Below are 19,110 nucleotides of genomic sequence, written 5' to 3'. Positions count from 1 at the left end.
GACGAGATCAGCCATGCTCTACACCCCTCCCCCGACCGATCCCAAGGCACCGCCGGTGCGCATCAATCTGCTCTCGGACACGCAGACCAAGCCGACGGCGGGGATGCGCGAGGCGATGGCGCGGGCGGAGGTCGGTGACGAGCAGGTCGGCGACGATCCGACCGTGAATGCGCTCTGCGAGCGCGTCGCCGAGCTGCTCGGCAAGGAAGCTGCAGTCTACATGCCCTCGGGCACGATGTGCAACGTCACCGCGACGCTGGTGCATTGCCGTCCCGGCGACGAGATCCTGGCCCATGAGACCGCGCACATCATCGCCCGCGAAGGCGGCGCGCATGCCGCGATCGGCGGCTTCCAGGTGACGCAACTTAGGGGTCCCGACGGCCAGTTCACGCCGGAGACGTTCCGGAAAGCGCTGCATCCGCGCACGCGCTACCAGCCGCCGCAGACCGTCGTCAGCGTGGAGCAGACCGCCAATATCGGCGGCGGCACGATCTGGAAGAAGGCAGCCCTCGACGAGATCGTCGCCATCGCCAAGCAGCACGGCCTCGTCACCCACATGGACGGTGCACGTCTCCTCAATGCCACCGTCGCCAGCGGCATCTCCCCGCGTGACATGACGGCGGGCTGGGATTCGGCCTGGATCGATTTCTCCAAGGGCCTGGGCGCGCCGATCGGCGGCGTGCTCGCAGGCTCGCGGGCCTTCATCGATGCGGTCTGGCAATGGAAGCAGCGGCTCGGCGGCTCGATGCGGCAGGCCGGCATCTGCGCCGCCGCGTGCGTCTATGCGCTCGATCATCACGTCGAGCGCCTCGCCGACGACCACGCCAATGCGCGCGCGCTCGCGCGCGGGCTGTCGCAGATCTCAGGCATCGAGGTGCAGGAGCCCGAGACCAATCTCGTGTTCTTCAAGCCCGACGGCACCGGCATTCCCGGCGACAAGATGGTCGCGGCACTGCGCCAGCGCGGCGTGACGCTCGCGATGATGGACGGCCGCATCCGCGCCTGCACCCATCTCGACGTCAATGCGGCCCAGGTCGAGGAGACGATCGGATACGTGCGCGAGATCGTGCGCGGGGCGTAAGTCCCGTAGCCCGGGTGAGCGCAGCGATACCCGGGACTTCACACGCAGAGATCCCGGATATCGCTTCGCTCATCCGGGCTACAGGACTGCCCTCGTCACCGCCCCATCGCCTGGTAGATCAGCGTCTTCAGCGCCAGCTGAATCCGGCCGCGCTGCGAGGGCGTCTGCACCATGAAGATCCCGAACAGGTCATCCTCGGGATCGATGAAGAAGAAGGTGCCGCCGACGCCGTCCCAGCGATACTCGCCCAGCGGCCATGACGTGCCTGAAGGCACCGAGGTGCGCACGGCGAAGCCGAGGCCGAAGCCGGAGCTGCCGCCCGGATAATAGTTCTGGTCGCGCGCGATCTTCGTTTCCGGCCCGATATGGTCCGACGCCATCAGCGCGATGGTCTCCGGCTTGAGATAGCGCCGGCCCTCAAACGTGCCGCCATTCAGCAGCATCTGCGAGAAGCGCGCGTAGTCGCCAATCGTCCCGACGAGGCCGCCGCCGCCCGACTCCCATTTCAGCGGTTTGCGGGGATCGCGGACCTGCGTCATCGGGCTGATCGCACGATCCCCAGGCATCGGCTCGGCGATGCGCGGCCACTTGGCGGGATCGGCGACATAGTATGCGGTGTCCGTCATCCCGAGCGGATCGAGCAGCCGCTCCTTCTCGAACTGGAACAGCGATTTCCCCGAGATCACCTCGATGATGCGGCCGAGCACGTCAGTGGAGAGGCCGTAGTCCCAGATCGTGCCGGGCTGCTCGGCGAGCGGCAGCGTGGCGATCTTCGCGACGAGTTCGGCATTGGTCAAAGCCTTGTTGTCGAAAAGCCCGGCGTCGGCATAGAGCTTGTTCACCAGGCCCCCGCCATAATAGCCGTAAGGAAGCCCGGCGGTGTGGCGCATCAGATCCTTGACCGTGACCGGGCGGTTGACCGGCTCGAACGCCAGCGAGACCTTGCCGTCCTCGGCTTTCGTCTCGACGCCGACCTTCATCTCGCCAAAGGCCGGGATGTATTTCGAGACAGGGTCGTCGAGCGAGAGCTTGCCCTCCTCGACCAGCATCATCGCCATGACCGTCGTGACCGGCTTCGACATCGAGTAGAGGCGGAAGATGGTGTCGGCGCTCATCGAGAGCTCGGTCGCAGCGTCGCGAACGCCGAAATTCTCGTAATAGACCGGCTTGCCGTGCTGCTGCAGCAGCAGGACCGCGCCCGGGAACGTTCCCGCAACAATCTCCTTCTGGATGTAGTCGGAGACCTTTGCGAGGCCTTCAGGCGAGAATCTGCGCGCGGCGCGCGTCTCCGAGCCCGCTTGCGCACCGGCCGCACTCAACAGCAGAACGAGCGCCGCGAACAGCGCACGGCGCCCGCTCATGTCAATTCTCCATGGCTTCATAAACCAACAGCTTCAATGTCCGCTGCACGCGCTGGCGCTCGGTCGGGGTCTGCTCCAGCAGCACGAAGAACATGTCCTGCTTGGGATCGATCACGAAATAGCAGCCGGAGGCGCCGTCCCACTTCAATTCACCGAGATCGCCGGGCGGCGGCGGTTTTGCGTTGCCGGGATCGGTGCGGACCGCAAGCCCGAGGCCGAAGCCGAAGCCGTCGCCGGGGAAATAGAAATAGTCGCGATCAACGCCCGATTTCGGACCGATCTGATCCGTCACCATCAGCTTGAACGTCTCGGGCTTGAGGATGGTCTTGCCGTCGAGACTGCCGCCATTGAGCAGCATCTGCGCAAAGCGCTTGTAGTCCGCCATGGTCGTGACCATGCCGCCGCTGGCGAACATGATCCTCTTGACGACCGTCGGATCGTTGATGCGGCCGACGCGGAAATCGGCGTCATTCGGCACCGGCTGCGCCAGCAGCTTCTGCTTTTCGGGGTCGGTGACGAAGAAGCCGGTGTCGACCATGCCGAGCGGGGTGAGCAGCTTCTCCTGCATGATGTCGATCAGCGGCTTGCCGGCGGCGATCTCCATCACGCGCGCCAAAATGTCGGTGGAATGGCCGTATTGCCACAGCGCGCCCGGCTGATTGTGCAGCGGGAGTTTGGCGATGCGCTCAGCGAACTCGGCGAGGTCATAGTCGCCGGCATAGATATTGGCGTCGCGGTAGGCCTTGCGCACCAGGCTGTCGCCGTAGAAGCCATAGGTGACACCCGAGGTGTGCGTCATCAAATCGTGCACTGTCATCGGCCGGTTCGGCGGCACCAGCTCGAGCGACTTGGTGCCGTCCTCGGCCTTCTTCTCGACGCCGACCTTCACATTGGCGAAGGACGGAATGTATTTCGAGACGGGATCATCCAGCTTGATCTTGCCGTCCTCGATCAGTCGCACCGCGACGACGGAGGTGATCGCCTTGGTCATCGAAAACAGGCGGAAGATGGTCTTGTCCGTGATCGGCGCCTTGCTGACCACGTCCTGCACGCCGAAGGCTTCGTGGTAGACCGGCTTGCCGTGCTGCTGGATCAGCACGGTCGCACCGGCGATCTTGCCGGTCGCAACCTCGTTCTTGAAGAACTCACTGACTTTGGCGAGCTTGTCCTGGTTGAAATGCGCGCCGGCCGGAATCTCGTAGGTGCCCTCCGCGCGCGCCAGCGATAGCACCCCGAGTGACAACAATGCGCCATAGACAAATGGGCGCAGTCCAACATGAAAATTCATATCCCCTCCCCGGAACATGGTCCGGCGGAGTGTACTGACCGCGTCATCGGGCACAAGGGCTGCTGTGTTGCGCCAGCGCCTCGGCATGGAGTTTGGCGCTCGGCTCGGCGAAGCAGCAGAACACCACGCGGGTGACGGATGGCGCGGCGGCGAGCCCTTCGATGGTCGTACGCACGGCAATATCGGCGGCCCGGTCGGCAGGAAAGCGGAAAATGCCGGTCGAAATCGCGGGGAACGCCACCGAGGTCAGCTTGTGCTTGCCGCACAGCTCCATCGAGCGACGATAGCAGGAGGCGAGCAGGCCGTCCTCGCCCAGCGTGCCGCCATTCCAGACCGGTCCGACCGTGTGGATCACGTAGGCGGCCTTGAGCCGATAGCCCTTGGTGATCTTGGCGTCGCCCGTTTTGCAGCCGTGAAGCATGCGGCATTCAGCGACAAGATCGGGCCCGGCGGCCCGATGGATCGCACCATCCACGCCGCCCCCGCCAAGGAGCGACGTGTTGGCCGCGTTGGCGATGGCGTCAACGCTCAGTGTCGTGATGTCGGCAACGACGACGTCGAGCTCCACGCCGCCAATCCGGCGCGACAGCACGGTCACGCCCTTAGGCCGCGACGACGACGCCCTTCTCGGAGAAGAGCTGCTGCAACTCGCCGGCCTGGAACATCTCGCGGACGATGTCGCAGCCGCCGATGAATTCGCCCTTCACATAGAGCTGCGGGATGGTCGGCCAGTTCGAGTATTCCTTGATGCCGTTGCGCAGCTCGGCGGATTCGAGGACGTTGAGGCCCTTATAGCCGACACCGATATGGTCGAGGATCTGGACGACCTGGCCGGAGAAACCGCACTGCGGAAATTGCGGCGTACCCTTCATGAACAGAACCACGTCGTTCGACTTCACTTCATTGTCGATGAATTCCGCGATGCTCATATCCGTGTCCTTCTGGGGCAGAGCCCTCACCAATTGCTTCGGGCCGGCTCAGCCGATTTAACCCGATACCTGCCTATATATGTAGCCCAAACCGTTGTGCATCCAAAGTAAAATGGCGGCGAACGGTCCCCGTCCCCGCCCGTGTCCCGGCCTTCCCCCGGTCTTGGGCGGCCGGCCCCGGCAGCGCCGGCCCATTGCATGATGGCACAAATATCATCACCGGGGAGGACTTTCATACCGTAACGGAGCCCCTATCTAGGACGAACCTTGGTTTTGGAACCGGGCAACGCCAACAACGTTCTCTTGTCCTGTCTGGAGAAAAACGTGACGAAACCAGCCTCCGCCACGGCCGCCCCCGCGCTTTCGTCACCATCCTCCGAGGAGGGCAGCCTTGCCCGGCGGCTGGAAGAGGACTTTCTCACGGTTCGCAACGAGACCGAGCGCCGGGCCGCGCCGCTGTCGCCCGAGGACCAGCAGATCCAGTCCATGCCCGATGCGAGCCCTGCGAAATGGCACAGGGCCCATACCACCTGGTTCTGGGAGCAATTCCTGCTCGGCGAGCACGCCCCCGGATACCGGCCCTTTCACCCCGATTTCGCATTCCTGTTCAATTCCTATTACGTCAGCGCCGGCCCGCGTCATGCCCGCAACCATCGCGGCGACATCACCCGTCCGAGCGCGGACGAGGTCGGCGCCTACCGCAGATATGTCGATGCGGCCGTCGTCAAATTCTTCCGCGAAGCGAACGACGACCAGCTCCTGGCCCTGGCGCCGCTGGTCGAGGTCGGGCTCAACCATGAGCAGCAGCATCAGGAATTGATGTTCACCGACATCCTGCATGCGTTCGCGCAGAATCCGGTCTATCCGACCTACGACCCGGACTGGCGCTTTCCGTCCGCAACGCGCACCGGCGACGACTGGATGACGCTCAACGAAGGCATCCACACCGTCGGCCATGTCGATGACGGCTTCCATTTCGACAACGAGAAGCCCGCCCATCGCGCCCTCGTCGGCCCTGTCAAGGTCGCGCGTAATCTCGTCACCAATGCCGAATGGCTGGCCTTCATGCGCGACGGCGGCTACCGGACGGCAACGCTGTGGCTGATGGACGGCTTTGCCGCGGCCAGCAAGGAAGACTGGCAGGCCCCGGGCTATTGGCGCGAGGTCGACGGCGCATGGCAGGTGATGACGCTCGCCGGCCTCACGCCGGTCGATCCCGACGCGCCGGTCTGCCATGTCAGCTATTACGAGGCGGATGCGTTCGCGCGCTGGGCCGGCAAACATCTCCCGACCGAGATGGAATGGGAGGTCGCGGCGCGTGCCGGACAGCTCAACGACGCCTTCGGCATCGTCTGGCAATGGACCCGCAGCTCCTACTCGCCCTATCCCGGCTATCGCGCCGTCGAAGGCGCGCTCGGCGAGTACAATGGCAAGTTCATGATCAACCAATTGGTTCTGCGCGGCTCCTCGCTTGCAACTCCGGAGGACCACAGCCGTATTACTTATCGCAACTTCTTCTATCCGCACCATCGCTGGCAGTTCACGGGACTGCGGCTCGCCGATTACGTCTAGTCCTTAATCCGACGACAGATGCGCGCCGGACAGCGCGTTCAGGAGAGTATCATGAATGTGCACGCCAGCGCTTTGGCCGAAGCCCATCTTCCCGACGAGCAGACCACCGCCTTCGCCCGCGAGGCTATCGAGGATTTGTCGCAGCAGCCGAAAAAACTGTCGCCGAAATATTTCTACGATGCGACCGGGTCGGAATTGTTCGAGGCGATCACGCGCCTGCCGGAATATTACCCGACGCGCACCGAGCTATCGATCCTGAAGGAGCGCGGCAGCGAGATCGCGAAGATCATTCCCGGGCATGCGGCGCTGGTCGAGTTCGGGGCGGGCGCGACCACGAAAGTCCGCCTGCTGCTGGGCCACTGCAAATTCGCGGCCTATGTGCCCGTCGACATCTCCGGCGACTTCCTGGCGGCGCAGGCGAACGGGCTCAAGCGGGACTTCCCCGCGCTCGGCATCTATCCGGTCGCCGCCGATTTCACCACGCCGTTCGAGCTGCCGAAGGCGGTCGCATCCATGCCCAAGGTCGGCTTCTTTCCCGGCTCGACCATCGGCAATTTCGAGCCGCATGAAGCGCGGTCCTTCCTGAAGAGCGCGCGCCAGATCCTGGGCAAGGGTGCGCAGATGATCATCGGCGCCGACCTCGAGAAGGACGAGCGCGTGCTCCATGACGCCTATAACGATGCCGCCGGCGTCACCGCGCGCTTCAACCTCAATGTGCTGGTGCGCATCAACCGCGAGCTCGGCGGCAATTTCGACCTGTCCGCCTTCACCCATCGCGCGATCTACAATCGCGAGCGGCACCGCATCGAGATGCACCTGATCAGCAGGAAGAGCCAGACCGTGCGCCTGCTCGGCACCAGCTTCTCGTTCAAGCCGGGCGAGAGCATTCATACCGAGAATAGCTACAAATACAGCATTGAGCGCTTTGCCGCACTGGCGCAAGGCGCTGGCTGGCGGGTGCGCGAAAGCTGGACGGACGCGGCCAAGATGTTCTCCGTGCATGCGCTGGAGGTCGTGGAGTAATCCTCACCGCTTCCCGGTATTTGAGAGCGCTTTCCCCGCGGCGCATCCTTCGAGACGCCCGCTTTAAGCGGGCTCCTCAGGATGAGGGCGGAGCGTGCGGCAAAGTTTCCACGGGCAGCGTGACCGGTCAGCCTCTTCCTTGTAAGTCACGACTCACTGGATCGGATAGAGTGTCCGATGCGGTAACGGACGGGAGACCGCTTCATCCAAGGGCCTTGAAGCCCGTTCCTCAGCGCGGCGCCCCGTCCGTTGTTCCATTGAACCCGAACAGTCGCGGGGGCCGCCTGGCGAGCCCGGTTGCGCAAGGATGGGTGCAGATGGACGCGATCTATGTTGGCATTGATGTGTCGAAGGACCGGCTGGACGTGCATGTCCGTCCGATCGGAGAAGTGTTTGCCGTAGCGCGCGATGGCAAGGGCCTGGAAGAACTTGTTGCGCGCCTTCTGAGCTGTTCGCCGACGCTGGTTGGGGTGGAGGCGACGGGAGGCTTCGAGACCGTCGTCGCCGCGGCACTGGCCGGCGCCCAGCTGCCGCTGGTGGTGATCAATCCGGCCCAGATCCGGCATTTCGCACAGGCCATCGGTCAGCGCGCCAAATCGGATCCGATCGATGCGGCAGTGATCGCAAGGTTCGTCGAGGCGGTGAAGCCGGCCTTGCGCCCCGTCCCGGATCAGCAGGCGCGGCTGCTGGCCGAGTTGGTCGCTCGCCGACGGCAGATCATTGAGATGATCGTCGCCGAACGCCAGCGCGAGCAACGGGTTGAGAACGTCCGCATCCGCAAGGGCCTTGCTCGCCACATCAAGCTGCTCGAGAAGGAACTGCCGGATATCGACAACGACATCGACACACTGGTGCGCGGTTCGCCGGTCTGGCGGGACAAGGAGGATTTGCTGATCAGCTTTCCCGGTGTTGGCAACACACTCGCGCGCACCCTCCTTGCCGAAGTCCCCGAGCTTGGCGCGCTCAATCGGCGCCAGATCGCAAGCCTCGCCGGACTTGCCCCGTTCGTCCGCCAGTCCGGCCGATGGAAGGGCAGGAGCAAGATCGGCGGAGGCCGATCCGCCCTGCGGGCGGCCCTCTACATGGCCGCTCTTTCGGCGATCCGGTGCCATCCGCAGCTCAAGGTCTTCTATCGCCGCCTGGTCAGCGCCGGTAAGCCGAAAATGGTCGCCCTCATCGCCGTTGCCCGCAAGCTCCTGACCACCCTCAACGCCATGCTCAGGGACCGAAAACCATGGCAAACCGCTTGACGAAGAACACAGTCGCTGAGGAGACCGCCACCGGGTCCGCGCGAAGCGCGGCCCGATGACAGGCTCCGCGGTCGTCTCGAAGGACGAGGCGCTTGCTCAGGCCGCTCCGCGCTTCAACGCTCCTCCGCCTCCTCCACCTTCGATCCCAGCGACACCGACTCCCACACCGCCACCACGATCAAGATCACACTGGTCGCGACCGAGAGCCAGAGCGGCGACAGATCGGCTGCAAACCACCACAGCACCAGCAGCAGGATGATGCCGATGCCGTGCGAGAGCTGGAGGAAGCCGCGGATCGAATGCTTGAACAGGATGGTGCCGATCAGGAACACCAGGGGACCGCCGATCGTGCTCACGATGGTGCGGATGTCGGAGTGGCCGGTCGGGTGCTTCAGCACCAGCTCGTCCGAGACCGCGGTCAGGATGATGCCGGCGACGATCGGCATGTGCAGATAGGTGTAGGCGAGCCGCGCCAGCCGGCCGGATTCGGTGGATTTCGAGATCCGCTCGGAGCCGGCCTCGGCGCCCTTGTGGAAATAGACCCACCACATCGCGATGCTGCCGACCAGCGCCGAGACGAAAGCGAGGATGTTGGCCGACGTCCATTCCAGTTCGGCAAAAGTCGCGCCGTTGACCACGACGGCTTCGCCCAGCGCGATGATGATGAAGCCGGCACAGCGCTCGGCCATGTGGTTGCCTTCGACCGCCCAGGCCTCGACCGACGAGAAGCCCAGCTTCGGGACCCAGAAGCGCGCCGCGGGCGAGACATACTCCCAGGTGACCGCCGCGATCCACAGCCACAACCGGGTCTCTCCCTCGGAGAAACCGCCCGCGATCCACAGCACCGCAGAGATCGAGAGCCACGTCAGGATGCGGATCGCGTTGTGCCGCACCGCCGTGCGATGGCGCGGGGTCGCAAACAGCCAGAACGCGGTGCGTCCGACCTGCATGGCCGCGTAGGCGATGGCGAACCACAGGCCCCGCCCCTCGAAGGCGGTCGGGATGGTCGTCGACAGCACGAGGCCGCCGAGCATCATCAGGAAGATCAGGATGCGGACCGGCGTCAGATCCGGATTGAGCCAGTTGGTGACCCAGGCGGTGTAGACCCACACCCACCACACCGCGAGAAACAGCACCGCGACATGCACCGCGCCGAGCGGCGTGAAATGGTGCAGCAGCGTGTGCGAGATTTGCGTGACGGCGAAGACGAAGACGAGGTCGAAGAACAGCTCGGCGTTGGTGACGCGGCTGGGCTGGTTGGGCAGGATGACGCGAAACATCGCGCCGCGCGAATTCTCGGCAGCCATCGTCGTTCCCCAGCGCGTTCGGATCAGGCGCTCGTCAGGTCAGGTGCCGGGTACCCCAGGTACCCCGGTTTGCAGCGCCAGCGCATGCAGGACGCCGCCCATCTGGCCGCGCAGGGACTGATAGACGATCTGGTGCTGCTGGACGCGGGACTTGCCGCGGAAGGATTCTGAGATCACGGTCGCGGCATAGTGATCGCCGTCACCGGCGAGATCACGGATGGTCACCTCGGCATCGGGGATCGCTGCCTTGATCATCGCCTCGATATCGTGGGCGTCCATGGGCATTCGGGTCTAGCTCCTTATCTCGGCTGCAGGGCAGCCTCGTCTTCGAATCGCTCGCCGGGGTCCCCGGGGCCGGCGGGACAAACTTAGCGTGAACGGTCTTCTACGTCACGCCTTCCGGCACTATATCCCTGATCGCATCGGGACAAAGGCACGACAAAGTGCCGCGCGCGGCAGATTGATCGAAAAGGCGTGAAATCATGAAGCTTCCAGGGCCGGACCACCCCATCACCATCACCCCAAATCCCCGGCGCGTCCGCGTCACGGCGGGCGACATCGTCATCGCCGAGACCAGCAAGGCGCTGACCTTGAAGGAGGCCAAATATCCGGCGGTGCAATATGTACCCCGCGATGACGCCAACATGGCGCTCTTGGAGCGCACCGACCGCGTCACCCATTGCCCCTACAAGGGCGACGCGAGCTACTACAGCGTCAAGGCCGACGGCAAGACGCTCGACAACGCGATCTGGACCTACGAGACGCCCTTCCCCGCCATGACGGAGATTTCCGGCCATCTCGCCTTCTATCCGGACAAGGTGAAGATCGAGGAAGTGGGGTAGGTTCACGGCACTCCGACTCCGGGCGATCATCCCCCCGTCTCAGTCGACGCTGCTGTCAATGCCGCGCAAGGCCGGAAGACTGATTGGACTCTCGTTGCTGGGACTGGCCGGCGTCGTCACTGTGGTGGCCACAGCCGGGCTGGGTTTTCGCGCCTATCGCCAGCATCTTGCTGCCGAAACTCTCGCGATCCGCTCCCCCAAGGGGGTGCAGGAGGGAGAGTTCGTCGACATCGGCGGCATCAAGCAATGGATTCAAATCCGCGGCGAGGATCGGGATAACCCGGTCCTGCTGTTCGTCCACGGCGGGCCCGGAGGCACTACCTTGCCCATCTCCTCGGGCTGGCGCTCCTGGGAAAAGCATTTCACTATTGTGCAGTGGGACCAGCGCGGTACCGGCCGCACTTATGGTGCCGCTGGAGAGACGCTCGCTCCAACGATGACATTGGAACGAATGACGCAGGACGGCATCGAGCTGGCCGAATATCTGCGCGCGCACTTGCACAAGCACAGGATTGTCCTGGTCGGACACTCCTGGGGCTCATTCCTGGCAATTCACATGGCGAAGCAACGTCCCGACCTGTTCTGGGCCTATGTCGGCACAGGTCAGGTCGTCGGCAGGACGACCTTCGAGAAGGCATTCGAGCTCAAGATTGGCCGCCTGCAAACACTGGCGGCGTCGACCAGCAACAACGAGGCGCTGGCGGAGTTGGCGCCGATCGCTGCACGGCCGACCATGAGCGAGGAAAATCGCCTGATCGCCGAAAAGTGGAGCCGCGTGCTGGCGCTTCCCGTCGATCGCATCCAGCTGGCTGGCGCGATCCCGCCCCGCTTCATGCCGGATTTCTCGCTGCTCGATTGGTACAACTGGCGCAAGGGCGTCGCCTTCTCCACCAAATATCTGACCGGACGGGATGGTCCGATGGTTCAGCACGAGGTGGCCTCACTAGGACTCGAATTTTCAATCCCCATGTTCTTCATCGACGGCGATTCGGATGGCGTGACGCCGGGCGGACCTGCCGAGCAATATTTCAGTCAGATCACTGCACCGCATAAGGAATTTGTCTGGATTCGCGGCGGCGATCATTTTCTCCCGTTCAACCGTCCCGACGAGTTTCTCGCGGAGTTGCTGACCCGCGTAAGGGCGTACGCTCGCAATTGAGGACCTGCGCCTTGCGAGCCGGTCGAGCGGCTTCGCCGCTACGCCCGGAAGATCGTCAGCCCCAATATCAGCAGCGCCAGGAAGATCACGACGAAGACGTAGAACAGGAAGCGGGCGACATCGGCCGAGGCGGCCGAGATGCCGGTGAAGCCGAACACGCCGGCCACGATCGAGACCAGTAAGAAGATCAGCGCCCATTTCAGGATCGTCATCACCAGCTCCGAAATTGTGCCGCCACTGCGGCCCTCAAGCCCCTTTGCGCGAACGCCAACCTTGCTACGCGGAACTGGTTCCTATCGTCCCAGGACGGTTGTGGGGCTCACACACCCCTTGCTGAATCCGGTTCCGGGCGGCACAGTCCGTCGCGGGACAGGAGCGCAATCGGGGCGAACCATGACGACGATGTCACATACAGCGACGATCGGCCCGGAGGCGCAAGCTGCACCAAAGGCCAAGGCGCGCAACCTGTCGCTGGATCGGGCCCGCACCTTCCTGACCCTGGTGGTGCTGCTGCACCACGCCGTGATCCCCTATACCTACTTCGGTCATACCGATCCGAAATTCTTCTTCGGCTTCGACATGATCGTGCTCGCCACCGACAGCTTCTTCATGGCGATGTTCTTCTTCCTGTCGGGCTTGTTTGCTTGGTCGGGCATCGCCCGCAAGGGCGCGCTGAACTATCTGGCAGATCGCCTGCTTCGGCTTGGCCTGCCGTTCGTGATCTGCGCATTCACGATCATCCCGCTCGCCTATTACGCCATCTCGCTCCGACACCATCCCGAGATCGGCTTTTCGGAATACTGGTGGAATATGGTCACGAAGGGCCCGTGGCCGAGCGGGCCGATCTGGTTCCTTTGGGTCTTGTTCGCCTTCGACCTGGTTGCCTGCCTGCTGCACCGGCTGTCACCCAACCTGCTCGATCCGATCAACCGCCTCTCGCTGCATGGTCGCCGTCGGCCCGCCGCGTTCTTCGCGGTCATGCTTGCCGTCACCGCAGCGTTCTACATTCCTGGGCGGATTCTTTATGGACCAAGCAGCTGGTTCGAGTTCGGGCCGTTCTCGGTCCAGCACGGGCGCGTGATGCTCTACGCGACCTACTTCTTTTTCGGTGCCGGCATCGGCGTTGCGCAAATGGATCGCGGGCTGCTCGCCGCAGACGGCCGGATGGCAAAGGTCAGCTGGGACTGGATGGTGCTGGCGATCGTTCCGTATTGCTTGCTCTGGGTGCTGATCTTCATCAAGCGCGAAATACTGGGCAACCCGTCGCCATTGCCGGACTGGTATGAAGCGCTCTATGCGATCTGCTTCACTGTCTTCAGCGTGGCCATCATGTTTCTGATCCTGGCCTTTTTCCAGCGGTTCAAGCAATCAGGTTCAGCCAAGCTGCTCGATCCGATGCAGTCCGACGCCTACGGCATGTTCCTGGTGCACTACCCGATCGCACTGTGGCTGCAATACTGGCTGTTCGACTATGACCTGCCAGCGATCGTCAAGGCGACGATCGGCTTCGTGCTGACGGTCGCGTTCAGTTGGGCGCTAACGCGCGCCTTGCGCCAGATCCCGGGCGCGACGAAGGTGCTTTGAGCGGAAGATCTCTCCATTCGTCATTGCGAGCGTAGCGAAGCAATCCAGCGAAATCCGTAGCCCGGATGAGCGCAGCGATATCCGGGGTCTTGCCACAAGTGACAGCGGTCCCGGATGTCGCTTCGCTCATCCGGGCTACGGCACCGAGTTCGCGACTGCTTACGCCGCCTTGCCGCCCATATATTCCGGCAGCCAGCGCTCGAACGACTTGCGCAAGCTGTCGATCGTAACAGGCGCCTCGCCGGCAATCGCGATCGCGTCGCCACCGGTGGTGCCGATCCGCACGCAGGGCACCTCGCAGCCGCGCATCTTGGCGAGCACGCGGCCGGCTTCGGTTTCCGGCACGGTGACGAGATAGCGCGCCTGGTCCTCGCCGAACCAATAAGCCTGCGAGACGAGCGACGTCGGAGCCGCCAGCAGCTTTGCGCCGATGCCGCTCGCGATTGCCATCTCGGCGAGCGCGATCAAGAGGCCGCCATCCGAGAGGTCGTGCACGGCGGTCGCGGTGCCGGCATGGATCATGCCGCGCACGCAGTCGCCGTTACGCTTCTCGGCGGCGAGATCGACCGGCGGCGGTGCGCCCTCCTCGCGGCCGCAGATGTCGCGCAAATACACGGACTGGCCGAGCCAGCCATGGGTCTCGCCGATCAAGAGGATCGCCTCGCCCTCGGCCTTGAAGGCCAGCGACGCCGACTTGGTGAAGTCGTCGAGCAGGCCGACGCCGCCGATCGAGGGCGTCGGCAGGATCGCGCGGCCGTTGGTCTCGTTGTAGAGCGAGACGTTGCCTGAGACGACCGGGAAGTCGAGCGTGCGGCAGGCTTCCGAGATGCCCTTCAGGCAGCCGACGAACTGGCCCATGATCTCGGGACGCTCGGGGTTGCCGAAATTGAGATTGTCGGTGATCGCGAGCGGCTTGCCGCCGACCGCGGTGATGTTGCGCCAGGCTTCGGCGACGGCCTGCTTGCCGCCCTCAAACGGATCGGCCTCGCAATAGCGCGGCGTGACGTCGACGGTCAGCGCCAGGCCCTTCGGCCCGTCCTGGACGCGCACCACGGCGGCATCGCCGCCGGGACGCTGCATGGTGTTGCCGAGGATGACGTGGTCGTACTGCTCCCACACCCAGCGCTTGCTGCACATGTCGGGCGTGCCGATCAGCTTCACCAGCGCGCTACCTAAGCCCATCGGCGCGACCACGTCGCGGGCGTGCACGACCGGCAACGCGGCGGACGGGACATGCGGGCGGTCATAGACCGGCGCCTCGTCGCCGAGCTCCTTGATCGGCAGGTCGGCCATGACGTCACCGCCATGCTTGACGACGAAGCGCTTGCTCGGCGTGGTGTAGCCGACAATCGCAAAATCGAGCCCCCACTTCGTGAAGATCTCCTCGGCTTCCTTTTCCTTCTCGGGCTTGAGCACCATGAGCATGCGCTCCTGGCTTTCCGAGAGCATCATCTCGTAGGCGCTCATGCCGGTCTCGCGGGTCGGCACCGCATCGAGATCGAGATCGACGCCGAGATCGCCCTTGGCGCCCATCTCGACCGCCGAGCAGGTCAGGCCCGCCGCGCCCATGTCCTGGATCGCGATGACGCAGCCCTTCTCCATGATCTCGAGGCAGGCCTCCAGCAGCAGCTTCTCGGCGAAGGGATCGCCGACCTGCACGGTCGGGCGCTTCTCCTCGGACTTGTCGTCGAACTCGGCCGAGGCCATCGAGGCGCCGTGAATGCCGTCGCGGCCGGTCTTCGAGCCGAGATAGACGATCGGCATGTTCACGCCGGAGGCGGCCGCATAGAAGATCTTGTCGGCATCGGCGAGGCCGACGGCCATCGCGTTGACGAGGATGTTGCCGTCATAGCGGGTGTGGAAGCGCACCTGGCCACCGACCGTCGGCACGCCGAAAGAATTGCCGTAGCCGCCGACGCCGGCGACCACGCCGGAGACGAGATGCCGGGTCTTGGCATGCTCGGGCGCACCGAAGCTCAGCGCATTGAGGCAGGCGATCGGCCGCGCGCCCATGGTGAAGACGTCGCGCAAGATGCCGCCGACGCCGGTGGTCGCGCCCTGGTAGGGTTCGATGTAGCTCGGGTGGTTGTGGCTCTCCATCTTGAAGACCACGGCCTGGCCGTCGCCGATGTCGATCACGCCGGCATTCTCGCCGGGGCCCTGGATCACCCAGGGGGCCTTGGTCGGCAGACCGCGCAGATGGATGCGCGAGGACTTGTACGAGCAATGCTCGTTCCACATCGCCGAGAAGATGCCGAGCTCGGTGAAGGTCGGCTCCCGCCCGATCAGCTTCAGGATGCGCTCGTACTCGTCGGGCTTGAGCCCGTGGGCGGCAACCAGTTCGGGGGTGATCTTGGGTTCGTTCTTCATGGATTCGGGGCTTTCGGCGGCGGTTTGGCCGTTCTTAGGAACATCGGGGGCCTTGGAAAAGCCCTTTATGGCGCATTTTCCCGCTGTCCCACGTTTTGCGCCGGGGGCCCCGCGGGAACGGGAATTGCACGGCGCTGACGGATCGGATTTAAGGGCAAAGCACCCGTAATTGAAGGCCCATTTCCTTGCACGAATTGACCAAAATGGCCGCTTCCCCCCGCCCCGAGCTGCATGTCGCGACCGAGGGCGAATTTGCGGGCTGGCAGACCTGGATCCGCGACAGTTTTGAGAACCATATCGGGCCCTTCTGGCACCGCCTGGAGGCGGACGGCAGCGTCCGCTGCGCCTTCCGGGTCGAAAAGAAGCACCTGAACGGCTCCGGGAACGTCCATGGCGGCTGCTTCATGGCCTTCGCCGACTACAGCCTGTTCGCGCTCGGCCGCCACGCGCTGCAGGGCAAGGGTGTGACCGTCAATTTCGCCTGCGAATTCCTCGATGCGGGACATGAGGGCGAGCTGATCGAGTGCACCGGCGAGGTCACCCGCGCCGGCAAGTCGCTGATCTTCCTGCGCGGGCAGATGAGATCTGGCGAGCGCCTTCTGTTCACCTTCTCCGGGACGATCAAGCGGGCGAAGTGGAAGTCGATCCCTCAGCCAAACGCATAGCTCGGCGCCTTCCCTTTTGCCGCCCCCTCGCCCAGACTTGGGCCGAGCGCGTTCGCGCCGGGGAGCAGAAACAAGGTGCCGCAGAGCACATCGCCGAGGGGTCGCGCAGCGGCCGCCGTATCGTCGCCGCTGCCGTCCATGGCCGCAACCGGCGCCCGCAACTGGCGCGATTACGCGCTGCTGTTTGCCCTCGCCTGCTGCTGGAGTTCGACCTATCCGCTGGCAAAACTCGCGCTGGACACCATCCCGCCGATCACCTTCATCTCGGCGCGCTCGCTGATCGCGGCCGCCTTCCTGTTCGCGATCCTGTGGATGCGCGGCAGCAAAATTCCCACCGACGCGAAGGCCTGGAAGCTGTTTGCGACCCAGCAGTTGATCAACTCGACCTTCCCGTTCCTGATCATCACCTGGTCGCAGCAATATGTGCCGGCCTCGAACACGGTGGTGCTGGCCTCAACCACGCCGATCTTCGCCTTTTTGATCACCTCGCTGATCACGCGCCACGAGCCGGCGACGCTGCTGAAGCTCGCCGGCGCGATTTTGGGACTCGCCGGCACCGTCGCCATCGTGGGGCTCGATGCGCTGCGCGGCTTCGGGAGTGAGATCGTGGCGGAGATCGCGATCCTGCTCGCCACCATCTCCTTTGCCTGCGCGACCATCTTCGGCCTCAGGCTGTCCGACTACGATCCGATGGTGGTGGCGGCGGGCTCGCTCCTGTTCGGCGGCCTCGTGCTGCTGCCGCCCACGCTGGTCATCGACCAGCCCTGGACACTGCATCCGACGTTTCAGGCCATCGTCGCCACCATCGTCATGGGCATCGTCTCCAGCGCCTTGGGCCTGATGCTGTTCTACGTCTGCCTCGGCCGGCTCGGCACGCTGACAACGAACGCGCAGGGCTATCTGCGCATCCCGATCGGCGTTGGCCTGTCCGTGCTGCTGCTCGGCGAGAGCGTGCCATCGAGCCTGGCACTGGGCCTGCTGCTGGTGATGGCGGGCGTCGCCGCGATGACGATTCCGGACGAGGCTTACAAGCGCTGGTTGGGACGGCTGCGTAGGGTCTGAGGGCCGGTTGACACACGTTGGACCAATGTGAGGTAGTCGCGCGCAAGCCTGTCGTGACACATCCCTCCCTCAGGGCCCAGCATGGAAAGTCGTTCACCGCACGCCATTGGCGATTCAAAAGCCGATCGCGTGCCCGGCATCCGGTGGTTCGCCCTCGCGCTTGTTCCGCTCGTTGCATCCCAACTCATGCGACTGCATCAGAACACTGCAGCGGGTTGGCTCGTCTGGGACTATGCCGGCCGGATAGCTGCCCTGGCCATTCTTGCGGCGATTCCGGCAGCACGAGCTATTGCCTATCGCACGGAGAAACGTCGGATTTCCTTTCTTGAAATCGGCGTCTGGATCGCAGGAATTGTGCTGCTGGACCGCTTGGGTCAGTGGCCGCAACGTCTCATCGATGCGACATTTCCGGCGACTGTCATTGGCAAGTATCCGCACCCGACCGGCTGGCTCGACGTCTTCGATCTCGTTTTTGGCCTGGCACTGGTCGCGGCCAGCGAAGAGATCATTTTCAGGCGATTGCTTCGGAACGCATTGCTGCCTTACGTGGGCGACGGTGTCTTTGCCATTCTGGTCACGTCTCTGATATTCGGCGCCCATCATTGGTGGACGGGGATCGGAAACATCCTGCTCTCCGCAACAATCGGCATCCTTTTCATGGTGATGTACCGGCGCTCAGGCGCGCTTTGGCCGGTCGTGCTCGTGCATTACCTGGTTGACCTGATCGCCTTCTCTGGCGTTTGGCGTTGAAGCGGCAATCAGCGCGACGCCGACAATTGCTTCTCGGCGATGTTGAGCCATTCGGCCTGTGCATCGCGCAGATATTTCGGCGCGCGGCGCATCTGGATCAGCAGCTCGTTGAAGACCATGCGCGCCTCGGCGGTACGGCCGACCATTTGCAGCAGCATGCCGTAGCGCACCCGCGCCTCGGCGCCGGGGAAATAGCCGGCGAGCGCGTGATATTCCTCCAGGGCCTCGTCGAGCCGGCCGACCTCGGCGAGCGCGCGGGCGTAGAGCAGATGCGCCTCCGCGGAATCGAAGTCTGGCCATTGCTTCTGGAGATCGTCCAGCGTCGCCAGCGCATCGGCCGGGCGCTTGGCGGCAAACTCGGCCCGCGCCTTGCCGAAGGCATAGGCGGGATCGTGGCCCATCGGCAGTTTCAGGATGTGATCGTAATGCGCTTCCGCTTCGCTGAACCGGCCGATATTGGCGCACTCTTCCGCCAGCGCCGCGCGGTTGGCGATGGTGTCGGTGTCCGCCAGCCGGTCCGACAGCTCACGATAGCGCTTCTCCGGATCGAGGCGATTGGCGACGCGTTGGCGCGCCTGCCGCGCACCGGGGCTGGAAAACCATTCGGGAATGAGCTCGACCGCGATATAGGCGAGCGCGCCCATCATCGGCACCAGCAGGATGATGAAGGCCCAGGGCCGCAACCGGCCGGTTCGCGAGGCGTGGTAGATCAGCGTGATATCGAGCAGCAGAACGACCAGGGCAACGGGCATGTGACATCCACGGGCACAACGACAGCGCACGCTTCCTGATATCGCAACCGGCGCGACCGAACAACCTGGAGTTGCCAGTCTTCGCGGAAATCAGCGGCCCAGGACGCATGCGCCG

19 protein-coding genes are annotated in these 19,110 nt (G+C 64.1%); 10 read left to right on the top strand and 9 right to left on the bottom strand.

The window, feature by feature from the left end; all coding sequences use genetic code 11:
* Positions 1–13 precede the first annotated feature (13 nt).
* Entirely contained in the window at positions 14–1,081 is a 1,068-nt protein-coding gene (locus tag N2603_RS16615) for a threonine aldolase family protein (RefSeq protein ID WP_260389639.1), read from the top strand.
* A gap of 95 nt (positions 1,082–1,176) precedes the next feature.
* On the opposite strand, the gene N2603_RS16610 is transcribed toward N2603_RS16615, so the two are convergent.
* Genes N2603_RS16610 through grxD form a run of 4 tightly spaced genes read right to left on the bottom strand, consistent with a single transcriptional unit; the run spans position 1,177 to position 4,659 of the window.
* Positions 1,177–2,442, bottom strand: a complete 1,266-nt coding sequence (locus N2603_RS16610; protein WP_260389638.1) for a serine hydrolase domain-containing protein — start codon at positions 2,440–2,442, stop codon at positions 1,177–1,179.
* A 1-nt stretch (position 2,443) separates the two neighbouring features.
* Positions 2,444–3,730 (bottom strand): serine hydrolase domain-containing protein, encoded by a 1,287-nt coding sequence (locus N2603_RS16605; RefSeq protein ID WP_260389637.1) that lies wholly within the window; start codon positions 3,728–3,730, stop codon positions 2,444–2,446.
* A gap of 43 nt (positions 3,731–3,773) precedes the next feature.
* The gene (locus tag N2603_RS16600) at positions 3,774–4,328 is read right to left on the bottom strand and encodes an O-acetyl-ADP-ribose deacetylase (RefSeq protein WP_260389636.1); all 555 of its coding nucleotides are present in this window, start codon (positions 4,326–4,328) and stop codon (positions 3,774–3,776) included.
* A gap of 4 nt (positions 4,329–4,332) precedes the next feature.
* Entirely contained in the window at positions 4,333–4,659 is a 327-nt protein-coding gene (gene grxD, locus N2603_RS16595; RefSeq protein ID WP_018647423.1) for a Grx4 family monothiol glutaredoxin, read from the bottom strand.
* A 273-nt stretch (positions 4,660–4,932) separates the two neighbouring features.
* Here grxD and egtB point away from each other — a divergent pair, with 273 nt between their 5' ends.
* The 3 genes from egtB to N2603_RS16580 all read left to right on the top strand — a co-directional run bounded on the left by egtB (position 4,933) and on the right by N2603_RS16580 (position 8,504).
* Positions 4,933–6,231, top strand: coding sequence for an ergothioneine biosynthesis protein EgtB (gene egtB, locus N2603_RS16590; RefSeq protein WP_260424208.1), 1,299 nt, complete (start codon positions 4,933–4,935; stop codon positions 6,229–6,231).
* A gap of 51 nt (positions 6,232–6,282) precedes the next feature.
* Positions 6,283–7,254 (top strand): L-histidine N(alpha)-methyltransferase, encoded by a 972-nt coding sequence (gene egtD, locus N2603_RS16585; protein ID WP_260389635.1) that lies wholly within the window; start codon positions 6,283–6,285, stop codon positions 7,252–7,254.
* 317 nt (positions 7,255–7,571) lie between these two features.
* The gene (locus tag N2603_RS16580) at positions 7,572–8,504 is read left to right on the top strand and encodes an IS110 family RNA-guided transposase (protein ID WP_260384990.1); all 933 of its coding nucleotides are present in this window, start codon (positions 7,572–7,574) and stop codon (positions 8,502–8,504) included.
* 113 nt (positions 8,505–8,617) lie between these two features.
* On the opposite strand, the gene N2603_RS16575 is transcribed toward N2603_RS16580, so the two are convergent.
* A complete protein-coding gene (locus N2603_RS16575) occupies positions 8,618–9,811 on the bottom strand; it encodes a low temperature requirement protein A (RefSeq protein WP_260389634.1) in 1,194 nt (397 codons plus the stop codon).
* Positions 9,812–9,850: 39 nt separating this feature from the next.
* Positions 9,851–10,096, bottom strand: coding sequence for a BolA family protein (locus tag N2603_RS16570; RefSeq protein WP_018647427.1), 246 nt, complete (start codon positions 10,094–10,096; stop codon positions 9,851–9,853).
* Positions 10,097–10,293: 197 nt separating this feature from the next.
* Between N2603_RS16570 and N2603_RS16565 the strand changes: the two genes are divergently transcribed.
* The gene (locus tag N2603_RS16565; protein WP_260389633.1) at positions 10,294–10,653 is read left to right on the top strand and encodes a DUF427 domain-containing protein; all 360 of its coding nucleotides are present in this window, start codon (positions 10,294–10,296) and stop codon (positions 10,651–10,653) included.
* A 58-nt stretch (positions 10,654–10,711) separates the two neighbouring features.
* Positions 10,712–11,812: an alpha/beta fold hydrolase gene (locus tag N2603_RS16560; protein ID WP_260389632.1), complete on the top strand. Its 1,101-nt coding sequence runs from the start codon at positions 10,712–10,714 to the stop codon at positions 11,810–11,812.
* Between the two features lie 38 nt (positions 11,813–11,850).
* On the opposite strand, the gene N2603_RS16555 is transcribed toward N2603_RS16560, so the two are convergent.
* Positions 11,851–12,024 carry a DUF1328 domain-containing protein gene (locus tag N2603_RS16555; protein WP_018647430.1) on the bottom strand — a complete coding sequence of 58 codons (174 nt, stop codon included), beginning with the start codon at positions 12,022–12,024 and terminating at the stop codon, positions 11,851–11,853.
* Between the two features lie 181 nt (positions 12,025–12,205).
* On the opposite strand from N2603_RS16555, the gene N2603_RS16550 reads away from it, so the two are divergent.
* Positions 12,206–13,396, top strand: a complete 1,191-nt coding sequence (locus tag N2603_RS16550; RefSeq protein WP_260424207.1) for an acyltransferase family protein — start codon at positions 12,206–12,208, stop codon at positions 13,394–13,396.
* A 159-nt stretch (positions 13,397–13,555) separates the two neighbouring features.
* Here the strand turns inward: N2603_RS16550 and purL are convergent, their stop codons facing one another.
* Positions 13,556–15,766, bottom strand: a complete 2,211-nt coding sequence (purL, locus tag N2603_RS16545) for a phosphoribosylformylglycinamidine synthase subunit PurL (RefSeq protein WP_260389631.1) — start codon at positions 15,764–15,766, stop codon at positions 13,556–13,558.
* Between the two features lie 185 nt (positions 15,767–15,951).
* Here purL and N2603_RS16540 point away from each other — a divergent pair, with 185 nt between their 5' ends.
* From N2603_RS16540 to N2603_RS16530, 3 genes are all read left to right on the top strand, one after another.
* A complete protein-coding gene (locus N2603_RS16540) occupies positions 15,952–16,431 on the top strand; it encodes a PaaI family thioesterase (RefSeq protein ID WP_260389630.1) in 480 nt (159 codons plus the stop codon).
* A gap of 75 nt (positions 16,432–16,506) precedes the next feature.
* On the top strand, positions 16,507–17,493 hold the full coding sequence (locus N2603_RS16535) for a DMT family transporter (protein ID WP_260389629.1): 987 nt from the start codon (positions 16,507–16,509) through the stop codon (positions 17,491–17,493).
* An 81-nt stretch (positions 17,494–17,574) separates the two neighbouring features.
* A complete protein-coding gene (locus tag N2603_RS16530) occupies positions 17,575–18,243 on the top strand; it encodes a CPBP family intramembrane glutamic endopeptidase (RefSeq protein ID WP_260389628.1) in 669 nt (222 codons plus the stop codon).
* An 8-nt stretch (positions 18,244–18,251) separates the two neighbouring features.
* Here N2603_RS16530 and N2603_RS16525 read toward each other — a convergent pair whose 3' ends face one another.
* Positions 18,252–18,995 (bottom strand): tetratricopeptide repeat protein, encoded by a 744-nt coding sequence (locus tag N2603_RS16525; RefSeq protein ID WP_260389627.1) that lies wholly within the window; start codon positions 18,993–18,995, stop codon positions 18,252–18,254.
* Between the last annotated feature and the right edge of the window lie 115 nt (positions 18,996–19,110).

It is taken from the genome of Bradyrhizobium huanghuaihaiense (assembly GCF_025200885.1).
Lineage (GTDB): Bacteria > Pseudomonadota > Alphaproteobacteria > Rhizobiales > Xanthobacteraceae > Bradyrhizobium > Bradyrhizobium huanghuaihaiense.
The sequence above is the reverse complement of the archived record's forward strand: the minus strand, read 5'-3'. Positions and strand labels throughout refer to the sequence as shown.

Excerpts from the sequence above, each read along its gene's own strand:
- N2603_RS16615 (WP_260389639.1), top strand. The coding sequence starts at position 14 with ATGCTCTACACCCCTCCCCCGACCGATCCCAAGGCACCGCCGGTGCGC.
- N2603_RS16610 (WP_260389638.1), bottom strand. The coding sequence starts at position 2,442 with ATGAGCGGGCGCCGTGCGCTGTTCGCGGCGCTCGTTCTGCTGTTGAGT.
- N2603_RS16605 (WP_260389637.1), bottom strand. The coding sequence starts at position 3,730 with ATGAATTTTCATGTTGGACTGCGCCCATTTGTCTATGGCGCATTGTTG.
- grxD (WP_018647423.1), bottom strand. The coding sequence starts at position 4,659 with ATGAGCATCGCGGAATTCATCGACAATGAAGTGAAGTCGAACGACGTG.
- egtD (WP_260389635.1), top strand. The coding sequence starts at position 6,283 with ATGAATGTGCACGCCAGCGCTTTGGCCGAAGCCCATCTTCCCGACGAG.
- N2603_RS16580 (WP_260384990.1), top strand. The coding sequence starts at position 7,572 with ATGGACGCGATCTATGTTGGCATTGATGTGTCGAAGGACCGGCTGGAC.
- N2603_RS16575 (WP_260389634.1), bottom strand. The coding sequence starts at position 9,811 with ATGGCTGCCGAGAATTCGCGCGGCGCGATGTTTCGCGTCATCCTGCCC.
- N2603_RS16570 (WP_018647427.1), bottom strand. The coding sequence starts at position 10,096 with ATGCCCATGGACGCCCACGATATCGAGGCGATGATCAAGGCAGCGATC.
- N2603_RS16565 (WP_260389633.1), top strand. The coding sequence starts at position 10,294 with ATGAAGCTTCCAGGGCCGGACCACCCCATCACCATCACCCCAAATCCC.
- N2603_RS16560 (WP_260389632.1), top strand. The coding sequence starts at position 10,712 with ATGCCGCGCAAGGCCGGAAGACTGATTGGACTCTCGTTGCTGGGACTG.
- N2603_RS16555 (WP_018647430.1), bottom strand. The coding sequence starts at position 12,024 with ATGACGATCCTGAAATGGGCGCTGATCTTCTTACTGGTCTCGATCGTG.
- N2603_RS16550 (WP_260424207.1), top strand. The coding sequence starts at position 12,206 with ATGACGACGATGTCACATACAGCGACGATCGGCCCGGAGGCGCAAGCT.
- purL (WP_260389631.1), bottom strand. The coding sequence starts at position 15,766 with ATGAAGAACGAACCCAAGATCACCCCCGAACTGGTTGCCGCCCACGGG.
- N2603_RS16530 (WP_260389628.1), top strand. The coding sequence starts at position 17,575 with ATGGAAAGTCGTTCACCGCACGCCATTGGCGATTCAAAAGCCGATCGC.
- N2603_RS16525 (WP_260389627.1), bottom strand. The coding sequence starts at position 18,995 with ATGCCCGTTGCCCTGGTCGTTCTGCTGCTCGATATCACGCTGATCTAC.